This is a genomic window from Pseudomonas sp. Y39-6, assembly GCF_023651955.1.
GTDB classification, from domain to species: Bacteria; Pseudomonadota; Gammaproteobacteria; order Pseudomonadales; family Pseudomonadaceae; genus Aquipseudomonas; species Aquipseudomonas veronii.
In genome coordinates, this window is sequence record NZ_CP069594.1 from 4,460,237 (window position 1) to 4,479,827 (window position 19,591).

Genomic DNA, 19,591 nt, shown 5'->3' on the forward strand with positions numbered 1-19,591 from the left:
CAAAACCCTGTAGGAGGGGGCTTGCCCCCGATAGCGGAGTGTCAGTCACTGGAGGTATCGACTGACCCACCGTCATCGGGGGCTTGCCCCCTCCCACATTTGAACTGCGATCATTCTCAGGATTGAGTCGGAATATTTTCCACCATCTTCTTGCCCATGCTGATCCTCGGCTCCACCCCGTACCCCAACGCCTCGTAGAACCCCACCACCGTGTCATTACCGCCGGTGATCTGCAGGTTGATCTTCATACACCCCAAGGCGCTCAAGGCCTGCTCCGCATGCCGCACCAGCGACGCACCCAGCCCTTGCCGGCGATAGTCGGCGCGCACCGCCACCGAATACAACCAACCACGATGCCCGTCGTACCCCGCCAGAACAGTACCGATCACGACGTTCTTATCCGTCGCCACAAAGAACAGCCCGTCATTGACCGCCAGCTTCTTATCGATCGCCAGGGTCGGCAGGTTGTGCGCGGTGTCATAACCAAAAGCGTCCTGCCACAACGTAACCACCTGCGCCCGGTGCAGACGGTCGCGGTAGACGCCGATAGGGTGACGCGACGACAGCGCTTTCTCCATCACCAACGTGCGCTCGTTGCCATGGTAGACGTCGCGCACGGTGTGAAAGCCCAGTTTGGTATAGAACGACTCGGCGCTCAGCGAAGACGGCACGTTCAACACCGTCACCCCGGCCTCACGGGCGCGCAATTCGATTTCGATCATCAGCAGCCGACCGATGCCCTGCCCTTGCAGCGCCGGGTTGACGAACACCGAGCGCACCACATTACCGTCAAGGGAAGCGGTGGCGACGATCACTTCGTCCTGAACCGCCACCAGCACCGACCGACGCCGGAGCAGTTCGAGCACCGCATCGGGTGTGAAGTTGCCCGCCACCCGGGCGATCACATCCGCCGGATAGTCACGCGCATTGCTGCTGTGCAAGGCGGCGAGGATGACCCGGCTGATCCCATCTGCATCGGCGGCCTGGGCAATACGAACGGCGATAGACATGCACTCTCCTTCCTGACTCGGATACCACAACCACCTCCATACTAATGTGGGAGCTGGCTTGCCTGCGATAGCGCTCCGTCAGCCAACCTATCCGCCACCGCTTGATCGCATTCCAGCCCGCACAGCCGATTCGGCTGCCACACCCCACTTTTCAGCTTTCCCGGCTGAGCGCCGCCTCGGTTTCAGCCGGGATTCCTCCGTCAACCCGCACAAAATAGCTCCACTGCTCAACCCATGGATTCGTGCCCCCATGCAAACCACCAACACCGTCTTGATGATTCGCCCGGCGCGCTTTGCCTTCAACCCGGACACCGCGATCAACAACCGTTTCCAACGCCAGCCCCTCGACCCGCTCGACGCACAGCACAAAGCGCTGGAAGAGTTCGACGGCTATGTCGACACCCTGCGCCGGCATGGCGTCGAAGTCCTGGTCGTGCAGGACACCCCGGCACCGCACACCCCCGACTCGATCTTCCCCAACAACTGGTGGAGCAGCCATGCCGACGGCAGCCTGGTGCTCTACCCGATGGAAGGCCAGAACCGCCGATTGGAGCGCAACAAGGGCGTGCTGCACGTCCTCGAACAGCGTTTTGCAATCAAGGACACCATTGACCTCAGCCATCTCGAAGAACAGAACATCTTCCTCGAAGGTACCGGCAGCATGGTGCTCGACCGCCAGCACCGGATCAGCTACGCCTGCCACTCCGGGCGCACCCACCACGACGCCCTGCGCCAGTTCGCCGAACGCCTCGACTACCAGCTCTGCGTGTTCCACGCCGTCGACCGCCACCACGCGCCGATCTACCACAGCAACGTGATGATGAGCGTTGGCCGCAACCTCTCGGTGGTGTGCCTGCAAGCCCTGCCGGACGCCGAAGAGCGCCAGGCCCTGGAGCATTCCCTGCGCGACACCGGCAAGGACATCCTCGCCCTCGATTTCGACCAGTTGGAAGCCTTCGCCGGCAACATGCTCGAAGTCCACGACCGCGACGGCCAGCCGCTGCTGGTGATGTCCGCCAGCGCCTGGAACGCCCTGCAACCCACGCAGCGCCGGCATGTGGAACGCCACACGCGGCCGGTGGTGGTGAACATCGACAACATCGAACGCATCGGCGGCGGCAGTGCCCGCTGCATGCTCGCGGAGGTGCATCTGCCCGCCCGCGCCACCTTCCAATAACTACAGGAGCCACTCCATGACCCGCTATATCGACGTCAACGACCTCAGCTACCTGGTCTCGCAAAAAGGCCTGCAAACCTGCATCACCGAGATGGCCGAGTACATCCGCGCCGACTACCTGCGCTGGCAGGACTTCGAGAAATGTGCGCGCCTGGCCAACCACTCGCCGGAGGGCGTGATCGAACTGATGCCGGTGTCCGACGCGTCGCTGTATGCCTTCAAATACGTCAACGGCCACCCGAAAAACACCCAGGCCGGCATGCTCACCGTGATGGCCTTCGGCGCCTTGGGCGATGTGGACACCGGCCGACCGCTGCTGCTGGCGGAAATGACCCTGACCACCGCGATTCGCACCGCCGCCACCTCGGCCCTGGTCGCACGCTACCTGGCCCGGGACAACAGCCGCAGCATGGCGCTGATCGGCAACGGTTCGCAAAGCGAATTCCAGGCCCTGGCCTTCCACACCCTGCTGGGCATCAATGAAATCCGCCTGTTCGACATCGACGCCAGGGCCACCGCCAAGCTGGCGGCCAACCTCAAGGCGTTCCCGGCAATCAAGGTGATCCTGGCCGCCAGCGTGGCCGAAGCGGTGAAAGGCGTGGACATCGTCACCACCGTCACCGCCGACAAAGCCTACGCGACCATCCTCACCGACGAGATGATCGAACCCGGCATGCACCTCAACGCCGTGGGCGGCGATTGCCCGGGCAAGACCGAACTCGACCGACGCATCGTCGAGCGTGCGCGGGTGATCGTCGAATACGAACCGCAGAGCCGCATCGAAGGTGAAATCCAGCACATGCCGGCCGATTCGCCGGTCACCGAACTGTGGCAAGTGATCAACGGCCAGGCGCCCGGCCGCGAGAATGCGCGCCAGGTCACCCTGTTCGACTCGGTGGGTTTTGCCATCGAAGACTATTCGGCGCTGCGCTACGTGCTGGACGTGGCCAAGGCGCTGGACGTCGGCAGCGAACTGGAACTGGTGCCCGACCTGGCCGACCCGAAAGACCTGTTCGCACGCCTGGCCCAACCTCCGCGCGTACAGCACAAAAAGCGCGCCTGAAACCGCTCTGGCCTGCCGCTTTGCGCCGAGGGCAGGCCAGAACCGCAACGATCAAAAGCCGATTCAGCGGGTGCCGCAGCCGATTCCGCTGCATTGCCTGTTTTAACAGCGCAATTCGCGCTTTGAGCACGGGGTAAACGACACAAAAAACGCACCACCTTGAAGCATTCTGAGCGCGACCGAAGAGTCAGCAAATGAATGCGCGCTGCTCCTTTGACTGCCCTGACATCAATTACAAAATATAGGGACTCCACATGACGCCACTCCGCTCATTGTTCGCTGCGTTGCTATTGCCGCTGTGCGCCAGCGCCGCCCACGCCCAAGACTGGAACGAAATCCGCTTCGGCGTATTCCCCGAATACCCACCCTTCGAGTCCGTCGCCGCCGATGGCAGCCTGCAAGGCTTCGATATCGAGCTGGGCAACGCGATCTGCGCCAAGCTCGAAGTCAAATGCACCTGGGTGCATAACGAATTCGACGGCATGATCCCCGCCCTGCGCGCGCGCAAGTTCGACGCGATCATGTCCTCCATGGCCGTGACCCCGGCGCGGGAAAAACAGATCGACTTCACCGACCGCCTGTTCCTCAGCCCCACCTCGGTGATCACCCGCAAGAACGCCGACTTCGGCGACACGCCGGAATCCCTCAAGGGTAAACAAGTCGGCGTGCTGCAGGGCTCGTTGCAGGAAGCCTACGCCCGCGCGCACCTGGCCAAGCTCGGCGCCCAGATCAAGGCGTACCAGTCCCAGGACCAGAACTACGCCGACCTGCAAAACGGCCGCCTCGACGCCACCCTGACCGACAAACTCGAAGCCCAGCTCAACTTCCTGTCCAAGCCCGAAGGCGCCGACTTCAAGACCGGCCCGGCCTTCAAGGACCCGACGCTGCCCCTGGACATCGCCATGGGCCTGCGCAAGAACGACCAGGAACTGCGCGCGCTGATCAACAAGGGCATCGCCGCCGTCCAGGCCGATGGCACTTACGCCCAGATCCAGAAGAAGTATTTCGGCGATCAAGACATCTACAACGAGTAAGCCAACACCGCCCCTGTGAGAGAAGACTTGTGTGGGAGGGGGCAATCCCCCTCCCCCAAAAGCCCGCTCCCCCAGGGGTCTGTCTGCGCCCTTTAGAGATCTCCCCATGAACGAATTCCTCAACCTGCAGGGCTACGGCCCGATGCTCGCCCAGGGCGCCTGGATGACGGTCAAGCTGGCGTTCCTCGCACTGGCCCTGAGCCTTGGCCTGGGCCTGATCGCCGCTGGCGCCAAACTCTCCAGCGTCAAACTGCTGCGGGTGCCGGCCACGCTCTACACCACGCTGATTCGCAGCGTGCCGGACCTGGTGCTGATCCTGCTGATTTTCTACAGCCTGCAACTGTGGCTGAACGACCTGACCGAAGCCTTCGGCTGGAACTACTTTGAAATCGACCCGTTTACCGCCGGGGTGGTCACCCTGGGGTTTATCTACGGCGCCTATTTCACCGAAAACTTTCGCGGCGCGATCCTCAGCGTGCCGGCCGGTCAACTGGAAGCCGCGACCGCCTATGGCCTGAGCCGCTGGCAGCGCTTTCGCCTGGTGCTGTTCCCGCAGTTGATGCGCTTCGCCCTGCCGGGGCTGGGCAATAACTGGCTGGTGTTGCTCAAGTCCACGGCGCTGGTGTCGATCATCGGCCTGTCCGACCTGGTCAAAGCCGCACAGAACGCCGGCAAGACCACCAACGAGCCGCTGTACTTCCTGATCCTCGCGGGCCTGGTGTACCTGGTGATCACCACCCTCTCCAACCGCATCTTCAAGCGCCTCGAACGGCGCTACAACCTCGGCATCAAGGGGATGGCGCGATGATCGAACTGTTCCAGCAATACGGCCTGGCCTACCTGTACAGCGACGGCGCGGGTGTGTCCGGGGTGGCGATGACCCTGTGGTTGTTCATCATCTCGGTGCTGTTCGGGTTTTTCCTGTCGATCCCCCTGGCGATCGCCCGCGTCTCGGAACACGCCTGGCTGCGCTGGCCGGTGGAGGTGTACACCTACCTGTTTCGCGGCACGCCGCTGTATATCCAACTGTTGATTTGCTACACCGGGCTGTACAGCCTGGAGGTGGTGCAGGACAACGCCCTGCTCAACCAGTTCTTCCGCAACGCGTTGAACTGCACGCTGCTGGCGTTCGTCCTCAACACCTGTGCCTACACCGTGGAAATCTTCGCCGGGGCGATCCGCAACATTCCCCATGGCGAAATCGAAGCGGCACGCGCCTATGGCCTGCACGGCTGGCGACTGAACCTGTTTGTGGTGGTGCCCGCCGCGCTGCGCCGTGCGTTGCCGGCCTACAGCAATGAAATGATCCTGATGCTGCACGCCACGTCGCTGGCGTTTACCGCCACCGTCGCCGACATCCTCAAGGTGGCCCGCGATGCGAATGCCGAGACGTTCCTGACGTTCCAGGCCTTCGGTATCGCCGCGCTGCTCTACATGCTGCTGTCCTTTGCACTGGTGGGCCTGTTTCGACTGGCCGAACGTCGCTGGATGCGTTTTCTTGTTCCTACCCGAGGCTAACCCATGAATCAGTCCGCGCAGGCCCTGGCCACTTATCCCGTCGAGACACCCGCAGCCCCTATCGCCAAGGCGGCGACGGCGGCGGTCAAACTGCAAGTCGAAGGCATCCACAAACGCTACGGCGAACATGAAGTGCTCAAGGGCGTTTCCCTCAACGCACGCAACGGCGATGTGATCAGCCTGATCGGCGCCAGCGGCTCGGGCAAAAGCACGATGCTGCGCTGCATCAACTTTCTCGAACAGCCGGACGCCGGGGTCATCACCCTGGACGGCATCAGCATCGAAATGCGCCAGGGCCGCGCCGGCACCCGCGCACCGCACCAGGCGCAACTGCAGAACCTGCGCACACGCCTGGCCATGGTGTTCCAGCATTTCAACCTGTGGAGCCACATGACCGTACTGGAAAACATCACCATGGCCCCGCGCCGGGTGTTGGGCGTGAATGCGGCCGAGGCGGAACGACGTGCGCGGCTGTACCTGGACAAGGTCGGCTTGCCGGGCCGGGTGGCGGATCAATACCCGGCGTTTCTGTCCGGCGGCCAGCAGCAGCGCGTCGCCATCGCCCGCGCCTTGGCGATGGAACCGGAAATCATTCTGTTCGACGAACCGACCTCCGCCTTGGACCCTGAGCTTGTAGGAGAAGTCCTCAAAGTCATACAGACGTTGGCTGAGGAAGGTCGTACCATGTTGATGGTCACCCACGAAATGGGCTTTGCCCGCCAGGTGTCCAGCCAAGTGCTGTTTTTGCACCAGGGCCGCGTCGAAGAACAAGGCGGTGCCGAAATTCTCGACCATCCCAACAGCGAACGCTTGCAGCAATTTCTTTCCAACCGCTTGAAGTGAAACCCATGGATACCAAGGCCAACGGACCCCATTCCTCCCCTGCGCTGGATCGCATCGATGAGGCGATCATCGACGTGCTGCGGCATCAGGGGCGTATCACCTACGAGAAGCTCTCGTCGCTGGTGCATCTGACCCCCAGGCCCTGCCTGGAACGGGTGCGCAAGCTCGAACGGCGCGGGGTGATCCGCGGGTACGGGGCGATCATCGACGTGCAGATGGTCTCACCGGGGCTGTCGCTGCTGGTGCTGGTGGCCTTGTCCAACCAGAGCGGGCGCTCGGCGCAAAAGGCCTTCGAAGCCTGCGTCAAAGCCTGCCCGCAGGTGTTCGAATGCCAGTTGATCAGCGGGCCGTTCGACTACAGCCTGCGCATGCGTTGCCGGGATATGGAACATTACCGAGTGCTGACGGAGACCTGGTTGAACAACGATGAGTTGCACATCGACAAATTGGTGGCCCACCCCGAACTCGCGGTAGTCAAAAACACCGCCACCGAACTGGCCTGACCCCCAGACACCGAAGATCAAATGTGGGAGGGGGCTTGCCCCCGATTGCAATCTGTCAGCTACAAATTAGTTGACTGATACACCGCCATCGGGGGCAAGCCCCCTCCCACATTTGGATCTCCGTGGATCAGATAGGGCTCATTCTGCTCTTGGCCGCGGCCTTATAGCCGACCACATCCTGGAAGCCGAACGCGGTCAAGAGTGTGGGAGGGGGCTTGCCCCCGATTGCAATCTGTCAGCTACAAATTAGTTGACTGATACACCGCCATCGCGGGCAAGCCCCCTCCCACATTTGGATCTCCGTAGATCAGATAGGGCTCATTCTGCTCTTGGCCGCGGCCTTATTAGCCGACCACATCCTGGAAGCCGAACGCGGTCGAGAGTGTGGGAGGGGGCTTGCCCCCGATTGCAATCTGTCAGCTACAAATTAGTTGACTGATACACCGCCATCGCGGGCAAGCCCCCTCCCACATTTGGATCTCCGTGGATCAGATAAAGCTCATTCTGCTCTTGGCCGCGGCCTTATAGCCGACCACATCCTGGAAACCGAACGCGGTCAAGAGTGTGGGAGGGGGCTTGCCCCCGATTGCAATCTGTCAGCTACAAATTAGTTGACTGATACACCGCCATCGGGGGCAAGCCCCCTCCCACATTTTCTACCCCGGTACGGCAGATGCCTCCAAAAGTCGCTACAAGCGTTCATCAGCTCGCCGTAGCAAGCAGCAAATCCTGCACCGAACGCCCCTGCCCACGGTGGCGATCATGCGCGTACAACGATGCGGCAATCTCATCCGCCCGGATCGGCAGCACCGACAGCAAGGTATCGCTCAACCCATGGCTGGCCTGGCTGAAACCCTGGATGTAGATGCCGGCCTTGCACCGCTCATCCGTCACGATGCGGTAGTCGCGGCTGACTTCGAAGTCGCTCATATAGGCCTGCAGCGGCGCCAGCAACTCGCGGTGCATCTGGCGCTCGTAGCCGGTGGCCAGGATCACCGCGTCGTAATGGCTGACGCTGGTTTCGCCGTTGGCGTTATTGCGCAGGGTCAACTCGATGCCCAACGGACCGGCGCTGACGTTCTCGACTACGGTCATGGTGCGGAAGGCCTGGCGCGCGGTGCCGGAGACTTTCTGGCGATAGAAGATGCCATAGATGCGCTCGATCAACTCCAGGTCAACCACCGAATAGTTGGTGTTCTGGTACTCGGCGATCAGCCGCTCACGCTCGGCGCCGACCTGCTGGAACACCAGGTCGGTAAAGGCCGGCGAAAACACTTCGTTGACGAACGGGCTGTCATCCGCCGGTTTCAGCGCCGAGCCGCGGAGGATCATATCGACTTGTACCGCCGGGAAGCCGTCGTTCAAATCGATGAACGCTTCGGCCGCGCTCTGGCCGCCGCCGATCACCGCGATACGCATCGCCTTGCCCTGCACGCAAGGCTGCTGGGCCATGCGCGCCAGGTACTGGGAATGGTGGAACACGCGGGGGTCATCCCTGAACGCCTTGAACACGTCGGGCACGCGCGGCGTGCCGCCAGCGCTGACCACCACCGAACGGGTGGTGCGGACATGCTGTTCACCCAACGCATCGCGGGAAATCACGCGCAGTGCTTCAACCTGCTGCTGATGCAGGATCGGTTCGATGGCCAGCACTTCCTCGCCGTAGCGGCTCTGGGCCTGGAACTGCCCGGCGACCCAGCGCAGGTAGTCGTTGAACTCCATGCGGCACGGATAGAACGTGCCGAGGTTGATGAAATCGACCAGACGGTTGTGGGCTTTCAGGTAGTTGACGAAGGAATACGGGCTGGTGGGGTTGCGCAGCGTCACCAAGTCCTTGAGGAACGAAATCTGCAGTTCGCTCTGGGTCACCAGGGTATTGCCGTGCCAACGGTAGTCGGCCTGCTTGTCGAGAAACAGCACGTCCAGTTTGCCCTGGGCCTTTTCGCGCTCCTGCAGGGCGATGGCCAGCGCCAGGTTCGAAGGGCCGAAACCGATACCGATCAAGTCGTGAACCGCGGGCGAAGCAATTGCCTGTGTCATTCCAGTGTCCTCTGGATAAGCCCCTTGGCGGTGGGGCGGGAATACCTTCACGACCTGCACAACAGGTCATGTGTTGATAGGAAACGAGGACAATGAATTAAAATTTAACCACTCGACGCTCAGGGTGCGTCCCACTCGCGCATCCGCACCCGGCAGTGCTTCATCGCATTGACAATGTGTTTTTCCACCAGGCTGCGGGAAATCCCCAGGCGCTCGGCAATCTGCGCGTGGGACAGGCCGTCGAGCTTGCGCAGCAGGAAGCTGTCGCGGCAGACCGCCGGCAACTCGGCCAAGGCGCGTTCGAGCATCTGCAAGCGCTGAGTGTGATCGTGGGTGGCGTGGGGCGAAGCGTTGGCGAAGCGCTCTTCGGCGTCCAGCACCTCCAACGGCTCGACCTGACGCAAGGCGTTGCGTCGATGGCCGTCGATCACCAGGTTCAGCGCGGTACGGTACAAAAAGGCGCGGGGCTGGTCGATGGGGGTGTCACTGGCGCGTTCCAGCACCCGCACATAAGCGTCATGCACCACATCTTCGGCCACCTGGCGGTTGCCCAGCTTGGCGTTGAGGAAACACACCAGCTCGCGATAGTAGTTTTCCAACATGACTCCCGACCACCTGACGGCGGTATTAGGTCCTTGAATGCTTAAAAAGACAGCCCATGAGTGATGGCAGTTTGGGTAAGTGCAATTTATAGTAATTCTCATCTACTTTTAAAGAAGACTTGCTTCAGCGGGCAATTTTTTTACTCGCCAGCACTGTAACTACTTGTGAAACAGCCTAAATCTTCGGGCCATGCTCTCGTTTAACTGTCAGCCCCCCCGCAACTGCGGTCCGAACTTTCCTGGCTGGAACCAACCCATGAAACGCCCTCGACCTGCCCGACACGCCCTGCTGGTTGTGGCGTGCCTGATCCCTGTTATCGGCATCGCCGCCTGGCAATTGCAGCCGCCGGGGCGCGACAGCCTGGTCACCGTTACCGTGACCCGCGGCAACATTGAAAACAGCGTCACCGCCCTGGGCACCCTGCAACCGCGACGCTATGTGGATGTGGGCGCCCAGGCGTCCGGGCAGATCCGCAAGATCCATGTCGAAGCCGGCGATCAGGTGCAGGAAGGCCAGTTGCTGGTAGAGATCGACCCCTCGACGCAAAAAGCCAAGCTCGACGCCAGCCGCTACGCCATCGAAAACCTCAAGGCCCAATTGCAGGAGCAGAAAGCCCAGCACGCACTGGCGCGCCAGAAGTACCAGCGCCAGCAGCGCCTGGCCGCCGGCAACGCGACCCGCGAAGAGGACGTGCAAACCGCCAAGTCCGAACTGAGCGCCACCCAGGCGCGGGTCGACATGTTCCAGGCGCAGATTCTCCAGGCCCAGGCCAGCCTGCGCAGGGACGAGGCGGAATTGGGCTATACGCGCATCTATGCGCCGATGACCGGCACCGTGGTGGCGGTGGACGCACGGGTCGGCCAGACCCTCAATGCCCAGCAGCAAACGCCGCTGATCCTGCGCATCGCCAAGTTGTCACCGATGACCGTGTGGGCCGAGGTCTCGGAAGCCGATATCGGCCACGTCAAACCCGGTATGACCGCCTATTTCACCACCCTCAGCGGCGGCAACCGCCGCTGGACCAGCAGCGTGCGGCAGATCCTGCCGATCCCGCCCAAGCCGCTGAACGAAACCCAGGGCAGCGGCAGCCCCAGCAGTTCGAACAAGAGCGGCAGCGGCCGCGTGGTGCTGTACACCGTGCTGCTGGACGTGGACAACAGCGACAACGCCTTGATGGCCGAAATGACCACCCAAGTGTTTTTCGTCGCCGGCCAGGTCAAGGATGCGCTCACCGCGCCGGTCGCCGCCCTGCAAGACAGCACCAGCGCCGACCGGCAGACCGCCCGCGTGGTCGCGGAAAACGGCCGCATCGAAGAGCGCGTCGTGCGTCTGGGCATCAGCGACCGCCTGCGCGTCGAAGTGTTGGAAGGCCTCAGCGAAGGCGATCACCTGCTGATCGGGCCGGGCGACGGCAGCGGGGGGTTGAATTGAGCACGCCCCTGATCGAACTCAAGCACATCCGCAAATCCTACGGCGGCGGCGACAGCCCGCAGGTCGACGTATTGCGCGGCGTCGACCTGTCGATCCATGCCGGGGAATTCGTCGCCATCGTCGGCGCCTCGGGTTCCGGCAAATCCACACTGATGAACATCCTCGGCTGCCTCGACCGCCCCACCGCCGGCGACTACCTGTTCGCCGGCGAAAACGTCGCGCACCTGGACAGCGACGCACTGGCTTGGCTGCGCCGCGAAGCCTTCGGCTTTGTGTTCCAGGGCTACCACTTGATCCCGTCGGCGTCGGCCCAGGAAAACGTCGAAATGCCGGCGATCTACGCCGGCATCAGCGCCGCCGAACGCCACGCCCGCGCCAGGGCCCTGCTCACGCGCCTGGGCCTGGCCGACCGCACCGGCAACCGTCCGCATCAACTGTCCGGCGGCCAGCAGCAACGGGTCTCCATCGCCCGCGCGCTGATGAACGGGGGGCATATCATCCTCGCCGACGAGCCCACCGGCGCCCTCGACAGCCACAGCGGCGCCGAGGTAATGCGCCTGCTCGACGAACTGGCCAGCCAGGGCCACGTGGTGATCCTGATCACCCACGACCGCGACGTGGCGGCGCGGGCCAACCGCATCATCGAAATTCGCGACGGCCTGATCATCAGCGACTCGGCCGACAGCACCCGCCACCGCCCGGCCAGCGCCGACAGCGCGGCGCTGCAAGCCGTCGACCTGCGCCAGCGCCTGGCCGAAGGCGCCGAGCACAACGGCGCGTGGAAGGCCGAACTGCTCGACGCCGTGCAGGCCGCCTGGCGCGTGATGTGGATCAACCGCTTCCGCACCGCCCTGACCCTGCTCGGGATCATCATCGGCGTGGCCTCGGTGGTGGTGATGCTGGCGGTGGGCGAAGGCAGTAAGCGCCAGGTCATGGCACAGATGGGCGCATTCGGTTCCAACATCCTCTACCTCAGCGGCTCCTCGCCCAACCCGCGCACGCCGCTGGGCATCGTGACCCTCAACGATGTCGCGGCATTGGCGACGCTGCCGCAGATCAAGCGGATCATGCCGGTCAACGGCAGCGACGCCGGCATCCGCTACGGCAACCTGGATTACCTGGCCTATGTGGGCGGCAACGACGTCAACTTTCCGCAGATCTTCAACTGGCCGGTGGTCGAGGGCAGTTACTTCACCGAAGCCGACGAGCGCGCCGGTGCCACGGTCGCGGTGATCGGCCACCGCATCCGCGAGAAACTGTTCAAGCAGGTCAGCCCGATCGGCCAATACATCCTCATCGAAAACGTGCCTTTCCAGGTGATCGGCGTGCTCGCGGAAAAGGGCTCCAGCTCCGGCAATAAAGACAGCGACGACCGCGTGGCCATTCCCTACTCCGCCGCCAGCGTGCGCCTGTTCGGCACGTACAACCCCGAATACGTGGTGATTGCCGCCGCCGATGCGCGCAAGGTACGGGAAGCCGAACAAGCCATCGACCAACTGATGCTGCGCCTGCATAACGGCAAGCGTGACTACCAACTGACCAACAACGCGGCAATGATCCAGGCCGAGGCGCACACGCAAAACACGCTGTCGCTGATGCTCGGTTCGATCGCCGCGATTTCGCTGCTGGTGGGCGGCATCGGGGTGATGAACATCATGTTGATGACCGTGCGCGAACGCACCCGCGAAATCGGTATCCGCATGGCCACCGGCGCGCGCCAGCGCGACATCCTGCGCCAGTTCCTGACCGAGGCGCTGATGCTCTCGGTGGTTGGCGGCCTGTGCGGTATCGGCCTGGCGCTGCTGGTCGGCGGCGTGCTGATGCTGGCCAAGGTCGCGGTGCAGTTTTCCCTGGTGGCGGTGCTCGGCGCGTTTGGCTGCGCACTGGTCACTGGCGTCGTATTCGGCTTTATGCCGGCCCGTAAAGCTGCCCGGCTCGATCCGGTTAAGGCGTTGACCAGTGAATAAACGATCCCCCGCCCCCCCTGTGTGCGTACTCGGCCTGTGCCTGCTGCTCAATGCCTGCGCCGCCAGCCTGCCCGCCGTCGACAGCGGCGTGGCAGCACCGACCGCCTGGCAGTACGCCGAGCGTGACGCCGCCCAACTCAACAACCAGCGCTGGTGGACGCAATTCGGCAGCCCGCAACTGAACCGCCTGATCGAACAGGCGCGCCGTGACAGTTTTGACGTGGCGGCCGCCGTCGCACGGGTGCGCCAGGCCCAAGCCACGGCAGTGATCGCCGGCGCACCGCTGTTGCCGGAAGTGAAGTTCAACCTGTCCACCAGCCATCAGAAGTTACTGCGCGGCCAGGGCGGGCCGGACCTGGACGCGACGCAAAGCAATGACACGGTCAACAGCTTCGGCGCCAACCTCAGCGCCAGTTATGAAGTGGATTTCTGGGGCGGCCGCACGGCCGCGCGAGACAGCGCCCTGCATAGCCTGCGGGCCAGCGCGTCGGACCAGGCTACCGTGGAACTGACCCTGCTCAGCAACGTCGCCGACCGCTACGCGCAAACCCTCGCCGCACGCCAGCGCGAGCAGATCGCCGAGTTGAACCTGGCGAATGCACGCAATGTGCTGGAACTGGTGCAGACCCGCTACGACGCCGGTTCCGCCACGGCCCTGGAACTGGCCCAGCAGCAAAGCCTGGTCGCCAGCCAGCAACGGCAATTGCCGCTGATTCAACAACTGGCGCAAGAGTCGCGGATCACCCTCGCCGCCCTCCTCGGCCAGCCGGTCCAGGCGTTGGACCTGGGCACCGAGCCCTTCCAGGCCCTCACCTGGCCGCGCATCGGCTCGGGCGTGCCCAGCCAACTGCTGAGCCGGCGCCCCGACCTGGCCAAGGCCGAGGCCGAACTGGCGGCGGCGCAAGCAGATGTTCGCGTCGCCCGCGCGGCCATGCTGCCTGCGGTGACGCTCGGCGCGACCTTCGGCTCCGACGCCGGCAAAGCCGTGGAGATCCTGCGCAGCCCGTATTACACGCTGACGGGCGGCCTGGTCGCACCGATCTTCAACAACGGCCGTTTAACCGCCGAACGGGACAAGGCCCGCGCGCGCCAGGACGAGTTGCTGCAGACCTATCGCGGGGCGATCATCAACGGTTTCGCCGATGTGGAAAAAGCCCTCAGCAACATCACACGCCTGGACCAGCAGCGCCAATGGCAAACGCAAGAGCTGCAGGCGGCGCAGAACGCCTTGCGCATCGCCGAAAGCCGCTACCAGGCGGGCGCCGAAGACTGGCTGAGCGTGCTGGACAGCCAGCGCACCCTGTACACGGCCCAGGACCTGAATGTGCAACTGCGCTTGTCGCGCCTGCAAGCCAGTATCGCCTTGTACAAAGCTTTGGGCGGCGGCTGGGAATCCGACATCCGATAAACGAAAGTCGCATTTCGTACACTCGCCGTTTTGTCCTCCTACATTTTTCCCCCCACGGTCCTTGGTAAAAAAGTCGTCCCGAATGAGCAGCCACAACAGTGGCTTCTTTTTCTCACACGACAGGCCAGGATCGCTGATGAAACCCCTTCCAGCTGCAAGCGCAATCACCTACCGTTGCCTGGTGCTGGTCGCAGCCCTGGCGCCCACCGGCGCTTACGCTGAAACGCCGCGCTCGCCGTTCGGCATCGAATGGTTCCTGGACTGCCCGCAGCCGGCGCTCGAACGCCTGGACCCGGAAGTCATCGAACGCACCCAATGCGGCATCGTCACCGCGCCCCTGGACCATGGGGCGCCAGAGCGTGGTCGCATCAGCTTCGACATCACCCGTGTCGGCGCCAAACTGCCGCTGTCACGCCAAGGCGCGATATTCGCCAACCCGGGTGGCCCCGGGCTCGACGCCGGCGGCGCCTTCGCCGTACACCTGGCCACCGTCTGGAAGCACTACGCCCGACAACCCGACTGGGGCGACACTTACCGCCAGTTGGCCGATACCTATGATGTGATCGAAGTCACCCCGCGGGGCCTGGGCCGGCTGCCGGGCTCACGCCTGGAATGCCGCTCCGACGCGCGGATCGTGCCGCAAGCGGACGTCAGCGAAGACCGCAGCGCGGCCAACCTCGCCGCCGCGCGCCAGAATGCGCGGTTGATCGCCCAAGCCTGCGCCAGCCACCCGCTGACGCCTTACATCACCACCGAGCAAACCGCCCGCGACCTGGAATTTGTGCGCAAGCAATTGGGCGAGTTGCAGTTCAACTACCTGGGCAACGCCTACGGCACCTGGCTCGGCGCCTGGTACGGCGGCCTGTTTCCGGCGAACGTGGGGCGCATGGTGCTCGACTCGAACATCAACTGGACCTCAACGTTCGAGCACGCCAGCGTGATCGTCGCCAGCGAAAAGGAGAAGATTTTCGAGCGCTTCGTGGCCCAGGCCGCCGCCCTCGACCCTGGGGTGTATCAGCTGGGCGACACGCCGGCCGCCGTGCGCCGTGTGTTCATGGAACTGCTGCCCAGCGTGCGTACCGCGCTGCGTTCCAGCAACCGTTTCTACAGCGACCCCGCCGGCCTGATGGGCGCCCACGTGCTCAGTCGCTGGCTGCGGGACACTCCCGACGGCGACGACCTGGCGCTGGAAACGCGTGCCCGCGCGCACCGCTTCAGCCCCGACCCGGTGATCGAAGAGCGCGCCAAGTCGATGTTCAGCCTGCTGCTGCAGCGCGTGCGCGAACCCTTGCAGGCCAACGTGCCCAAGCCCGGGCCGTTGCGCATGTCGGCCGCCGACTCGGTCAAAACCGCGATCCTGTGCAATGACTCGACCTACTCCAACGAAGACCTCTGGCAGCAGAAAGAAACCGAATCACTCGCCAAGTACCCGGTCGCCGGCAGCGCCCTCGAGGCGCGTCAATGCACCACCTGGCCGCAACAACACAGCCGGGGCTTGCCGTACAAGGAACTCGCCCGGCTCGACAGTCTGCTGATGGTCCAGGCCGAATTCGACGACCAAACCCCGTCCACCGGCGCCGCCTGGGCCTTCGAGCGCACCTTCCCGGCGAGCCGCGTACAACTGAAGAACGCCTATGCCCACGGGGTTTCGTTCAGCGGCGTGAGTGCCTGTGTGAACCAGTGGGTGGGCGATTATCTGATGCATGGGAACAAACCGCCGCGCTCGACGGTGTGTACGGATGCCACTGTGCAATGAGTCTCCGTTTGCGACCTTTCCACACCAGAAACGACACCCTGCGTTGACGCTACGGCCCAATCGTTATTAAGTACTATTTATCCGCATTAATACGATAAATAGACCCCATGCTCACTCGCCCGCTACGACGCAAACGCCAGAAGCTGTCCGACGTGATTGTCGAGTCGGTCAAGCGCTCCATCGTCACCGACGCCTTGAAGCCCGGCGACCGCCTGCCCACCGAGCGCGAGCTGATGGAAAGCTTCCAGTGCTCCAAGGGCTCGGCCCGCGAAGCGCTCAAGGCCCTGGAAGTCGAAGGCCTGGTCAGCACGCGCACCGGCCCGAGTGGCGGAGCCTACCTGAACCAGGCCGGCACCGAACCGGCCAGCCGCGCACTGCGCAACTACCTGCACTTCCAGCACCTGGATGGCGAGCAGGTGTACCAGTTGCGCAAGGTCATCGAAGTGGAACTGGCGGTGTCGGTGCTCGGGCGCCTGAGCGAAGACGACTACCAGGCCCTGCAGGCCAACGTGGATTTTTGCAGCGCGCCGGAAGACAGCGAGGCCGGCCAGCGCGAACAACGCCTGGCGGAACTGGAGTTCCACAACCTGCTCGCCAAGGCCTGCCCCAACCCGCTGCTGAGCTTTACGGCGCAATTTCTCAACGACCTGCTGCGCGACCTGGTGGTGCTGAAAAAAGCCTACAAGCCCAAGCGCAAGCAGTTCGACGCGGCCAACCTCGACTATCACAAGCAACTGTTGAGCGCCTTTCGCGCCGGCGATGAAAGCGCGGTGCGCAGCCTGATGCATGAACACATGTGCGACGCCGAACACCATATGACCGCGCTCGAAGGCCAGGTCAGCCCGCATTTTCTACTGGAGTTCGATCACTCTTAAGAACACCCCAGCTCCAATGTGGGAGGGAGCTTGCTCCCGATGAGGTCGGCACAGTCACCGTTATATCGACTGACACACCGCTATCGGGAGCAAGTCAAATCGTCGCACCGCCCCTCCCACAGTTGACTGCATTCCAACCCGCACACTGCGTTACCCCAATAAAAAAATGCCTGCCCACAGGCCCTGCTCCACCGTATCGCCCTTGCCGCTCCTGCCAATAACTAAACCAGGGAGTCACCCCATGCAGCGTCGTACGTTATTGAAAGCCAGCCTCACCCTCGCCTCCGCCCTGAGCCTGCCGCTGAGCGTGCGCTCGGCATTCGCCGCCGAGCCTTTTACCTTTTACGGCCTCAAGTCCATGTCTGGCGCCTTTGCCAGTTATGGCAAGTTCGCCGACATGGGTTCGCGCCTGGCGGTGGCGCAGCACCCCGAGATTCTTGGGCGCCCGCTGAACTACAAGGTCATCGACACCGAAGGCAACGCGGGCAAGGCGGTGCGCAAGGTACAGGAAGCGATTGCGCAGGACGGCGCGCGGTTCTTCCAGGGCTGCACCCTGTCGTCGTCGGCGCTGGCGGTGGCCAAGGAAGTCGACAAGGCCGGCGGCGTGTTCATGACCCCGGTGGGTGCCGATGAGGTCACCGGCAAAGACTGCAACCACGCGACCTTCCGCTGGTCGGTGCCGACCTACGGCGCGATCCGCGAAACCCTGGTGCCGCTGATCAAGCTGCTGCCGGACGCCAAGCGCTGGTACACCATCACCCCGCAATACGTGTTCGGCGAAGCCTTGCTCGAAGGCGCCAAAAACGTGCTCAAGGAACATGGCCTGGAACACGTCGGCAACAGCTACCACTCGCTGCAGGAGCAGGAATTCTCCGGCTACCTGACCAACGCCATCGCCACCAAGCCCGACGTGCTGGTGCTGCTCAACTTCGGCAGCCAGTCGTCCAACACCCTGCGCCAGGCGGTCAACTTCGGCATCAAGGAGCGCATGAAAGTGCTGCTGGTGTGGTCTGCCGGCCTCGACCAGTTCCAGGAACTGGGCAGCGATGTGCTCGAAGGCGTGTACCTCGGCGCGCAGTACTGGCACCAGGTCGACAGCCCGCTCAACCGCGAACTGGTCAAGCTGACCCAGGCCAAGTACGGCATCAACCCCACTTACCCGCTGGCCGCCGACTACATCAGCACCAAGGTCATGCTGGACACCATCATCGCCACCGGCAGCTTCGACGGGCCGACCGTGGCCAAGGCCATGCAGGGCCTGAGTTTCGAGGGCCCCACCGGCAAGGAGTCGATCCGTGCCGGCGACCACCAGGTAATCAAGGATTACTACCTGCTGATCGGCAAGGCCGCCGCCGACATGGCCGACAAGGACGACCTGGCCAAGGTGCTCAGCGCCGGCCAGTCATTCCCGCCGGTCGAGGCCACGGGCTGCACGCTCGGCTGACCCCCTGACTATTTGCACCGCAGGGCCGCGCGAGCGGCTTCCTGCCGAGGGTTCCTGCATGCTCAATCTTTACCTGTTCCAGATACTCAATGGCCTTGGCCTGGGGATGATCTACTTCCTGATCGCGGTCGGGCTGACGATCATTTTCGGCCTGCTCAACTTCGTCAACTTCGCCCACGGTGCGTTCTTCCTGCTGGGCGCCTACATCTGCTACACCGCCGTGAGCCTCACCGGCAGCTTCTGGCTGGCGCTGCTGCTGGCACCGCTGGTGGTGGCCGCGCTGGCGTGGGTGATCGAGCGCTTGCTGATCCAGCGGATTTATCACTTGCCGCACATGTTCCAGATCCTGGTGACGCTGGGGATCGCGCTGATCATCCAGGAAGCCAGCGTGATGATCTGGGGCCCGGTGGGCAAAAGCGTCGCCGTGCCGGAACTGCTGCGCGGGGTGCTGGTGCTGGGCGATTTCGTCTATCCCTATTACCGCCTGTTCCTCATCGTATTTTCCGGGCTGGTGGGCCTGGGCCTGTGGCTGCTGCTGGAACGCACGCGCTTCGGCGCACTGGTGCGCGCCGGCAGCGAGAGCACCGAAACCGTGTCGCTGCTGGGCACGAATATCTTCCGCCTGTTCTCCATGACCTTTGCCCTCGGCGTCGGCCTGGCCGGCATGGCCGGCGTACTGTTCGCGCCGTTGCGCGGTGCCCAGCCCTTTGTCGGACCGGAAATTCTCGGGATCGCCTTTGTGGTTGTCGTCATCGGCGGCATGGGCTCGTTCAGCGGCGCGCTGGTCGGCGGTTTGCTGGTGGGCGTGGTGCAAAGCCTGATGACCACACTCTGGCCCCAGGGTGCGAGCCTGATGATCTACGGCGCGATGGCCGTGGTGATTCTGGTCCGCCCCTACGGCCTGTTCGGGAGAGCCTGA

At 63.3% G+C, this 19,591-nt stretch carries 17 protein-coding genes; 14 read left to right on the forward strand and 3 right to left on the reverse strand.

What is annotated here, in order from left to right; translation table 11 throughout:
- Positions 1 to 116 precede the first annotated feature (116 nt).
- Positions 117 to 1,010 (reverse strand): GNAT family acetyltransferase, encoded by an 894-nt coding sequence (locus JN756_RS20085; protein ID WP_017847504.1) that lies wholly within the window; start codon positions 1,008 to 1,010, stop codon positions 117 to 119.
- A gap of 250 nt (positions 1,011 to 1,260) precedes the next feature.
- Between JN756_RS20085 and ctlX the strand changes: the two genes are divergently transcribed.
- From ctlX to JN756_RS20120, 7 genes are all read left to right on the forward strand, one after another.
- Positions 1,261 to 2,187 carry a citrulline utilization hydrolase CtlX gene (ctlX, locus tag JN756_RS20090; protein WP_201021209.1) on the forward strand — a complete coding sequence of 309 codons (927 nt, stop codon included), beginning with the start codon at positions 1,261 to 1,263 and terminating at the stop codon, positions 2,185 to 2,187.
- Between the two features lie 16 nt (positions 2,188 to 2,203).
- Positions 2,204 to 3,250, forward strand: a complete 1,047-nt coding sequence (ocd, locus tag JN756_RS20095) for an ornithine cyclodeaminase (protein ID WP_169866027.1) — start codon at positions 2,204 to 2,206, stop codon at positions 3,248 to 3,250.
- 254 nt (positions 3,251 to 3,504) lie between these two features.
- Positions 3,505 to 4,284: an ABC transporter substrate-binding protein gene (locus JN756_RS20100; RefSeq protein ID WP_201021210.1), complete on the forward strand. Its 780-nt coding sequence runs from the start codon at positions 3,505 to 3,507 to the stop codon at positions 4,282 to 4,284.
- Between the two features lie 106 nt (positions 4,285 to 4,390).
- The gene (locus JN756_RS20105) at positions 4,391 to 5,092 is read left to right on the forward strand and encodes an ABC transporter permease (RefSeq protein WP_057005601.1); all 702 of its coding nucleotides are present in this window, start codon (positions 4,391 to 4,393) and stop codon (positions 5,090 to 5,092) included.
- Positions 5,089 to 5,802, forward strand: a complete 714-nt coding sequence (locus JN756_RS20110) for an ABC transporter permease (protein WP_046382798.1) — start codon at positions 5,089 to 5,091, stop codon at positions 5,800 to 5,802. The genes JN756_RS20105 and JN756_RS20110 overlap by 4 nt, the downstream gene beginning before the upstream one ends.
- 3 nt (positions 5,803 to 5,805) lie before the next feature.
- Positions 5,806 to 6,645, forward strand: coding sequence for an ABC transporter ATP-binding protein (locus JN756_RS20115; RefSeq protein ID WP_201021211.1), 840 nt, complete (start codon positions 5,806 to 5,808; stop codon positions 6,643 to 6,645).
- Positions 6,646 to 6,650: 5 nt separating this feature from the next.
- Complete coding sequence (locus tag JN756_RS20120) at positions 6,651 to 7,148, forward strand: Lrp/AsnC family transcriptional regulator (protein WP_029296543.1); 498 nt, start codon at positions 6,651 to 6,653, stop codon at positions 7,146 to 7,148.
- Positions 7,149 to 7,850: 702 nt separating this feature from the next.
- Here the strand turns inward: JN756_RS20120 and JN756_RS20125 are convergent.
- Together JN756_RS20125 and JN756_RS20130 are read right to left on the reverse strand one after the other, a co-directional pair.
- Positions 7,851 to 9,188 carry a lysine N(6)-hydroxylase/L-ornithine N(5)-oxygenase family protein gene (locus JN756_RS20125; RefSeq protein ID WP_128192401.1) on the reverse strand — a complete coding sequence of 446 codons (1,338 nt, stop codon included), beginning with the start codon at positions 9,186 to 9,188 and terminating at the stop codon, positions 7,851 to 7,853.
- Between the two features lie 119 nt (positions 9,189 to 9,307).
- Positions 9,308 to 9,790, reverse strand: a complete 483-nt coding sequence (locus JN756_RS20130) for a sigma-70 family RNA polymerase sigma factor (protein ID WP_017847509.1) — start codon at positions 9,788 to 9,790, stop codon at positions 9,308 to 9,310.
- A gap of 256 nt (positions 9,791 to 10,046) precedes the next feature.
- Between JN756_RS20130 and JN756_RS20135 the strand changes: the two genes are divergently transcribed.
- The 7 genes from JN756_RS20135 to JN756_RS20165 all read left to right on the forward strand — a co-directional run bounded on the left by JN756_RS20135 (position 10,047) and on the right by JN756_RS20165 (position 19,591).
- Positions 10,047 to 11,222, forward strand: a complete 1,176-nt coding sequence (locus tag JN756_RS20135; RefSeq protein WP_057005604.1) for an efflux RND transporter periplasmic adaptor subunit — start codon at positions 10,047 to 10,049, stop codon at positions 11,220 to 11,222.
- The gene (locus JN756_RS20140; RefSeq protein WP_201021212.1) at positions 11,219 to 13,189 is read left to right on the forward strand and encodes a MacB family efflux pump subunit; all 1,971 of its coding nucleotides are present in this window, start codon (positions 11,219 to 11,221) and stop codon (positions 13,187 to 13,189) included. Before JN756_RS20135 ends, JN756_RS20140 begins: the two co-directional genes overlap by 4 nt.
- Complete coding sequence (locus tag JN756_RS20145) at positions 13,182 to 14,597, forward strand: efflux transporter outer membrane subunit (RefSeq protein ID WP_126589062.1); 1,416 nt, start codon at positions 13,182 to 13,184, stop codon at positions 14,595 to 14,597. Before JN756_RS20140 ends, JN756_RS20145 begins: the two co-directional genes overlap by 8 nt.
- Positions 14,598 to 14,733: 136 nt before the next feature.
- A complete protein-coding gene (locus JN756_RS20150) occupies positions 14,734 to 16,353 on the forward strand; it encodes an alpha/beta fold hydrolase (protein WP_108525015.1) in 1,620 nt (539 codons plus the stop codon).
- 107 nt (positions 16,354 to 16,460) lie between these two features.
- The gene (locus tag JN756_RS20155) at positions 16,461 to 17,228 is read left to right on the forward strand and encodes a FadR/GntR family transcriptional regulator (RefSeq protein ID WP_046382795.1); all 768 of its coding nucleotides are present in this window, start codon (positions 16,461 to 16,463) and stop codon (positions 17,226 to 17,228) included.
- 241 nt (positions 17,229 to 17,469) lie between these two features.
- Positions 17,470 to 18,672 carry an ABC transporter substrate-binding protein gene (locus JN756_RS20160; protein ID WP_046382794.1) on the forward strand — a complete coding sequence of 401 codons (1,203 nt, stop codon included), beginning with the start codon at positions 17,470 to 17,472 and terminating at the stop codon, positions 18,670 to 18,672.
- Between the two features lie 58 nt (positions 18,673 to 18,730).
- Positions 18,731 to 19,591 (forward strand): branched-chain amino acid ABC transporter permease, encoded by an 861-nt coding sequence (locus JN756_RS20165; RefSeq protein ID WP_046382793.1) that lies wholly within the window; start codon positions 18,731 to 18,733, stop codon positions 19,589 to 19,591.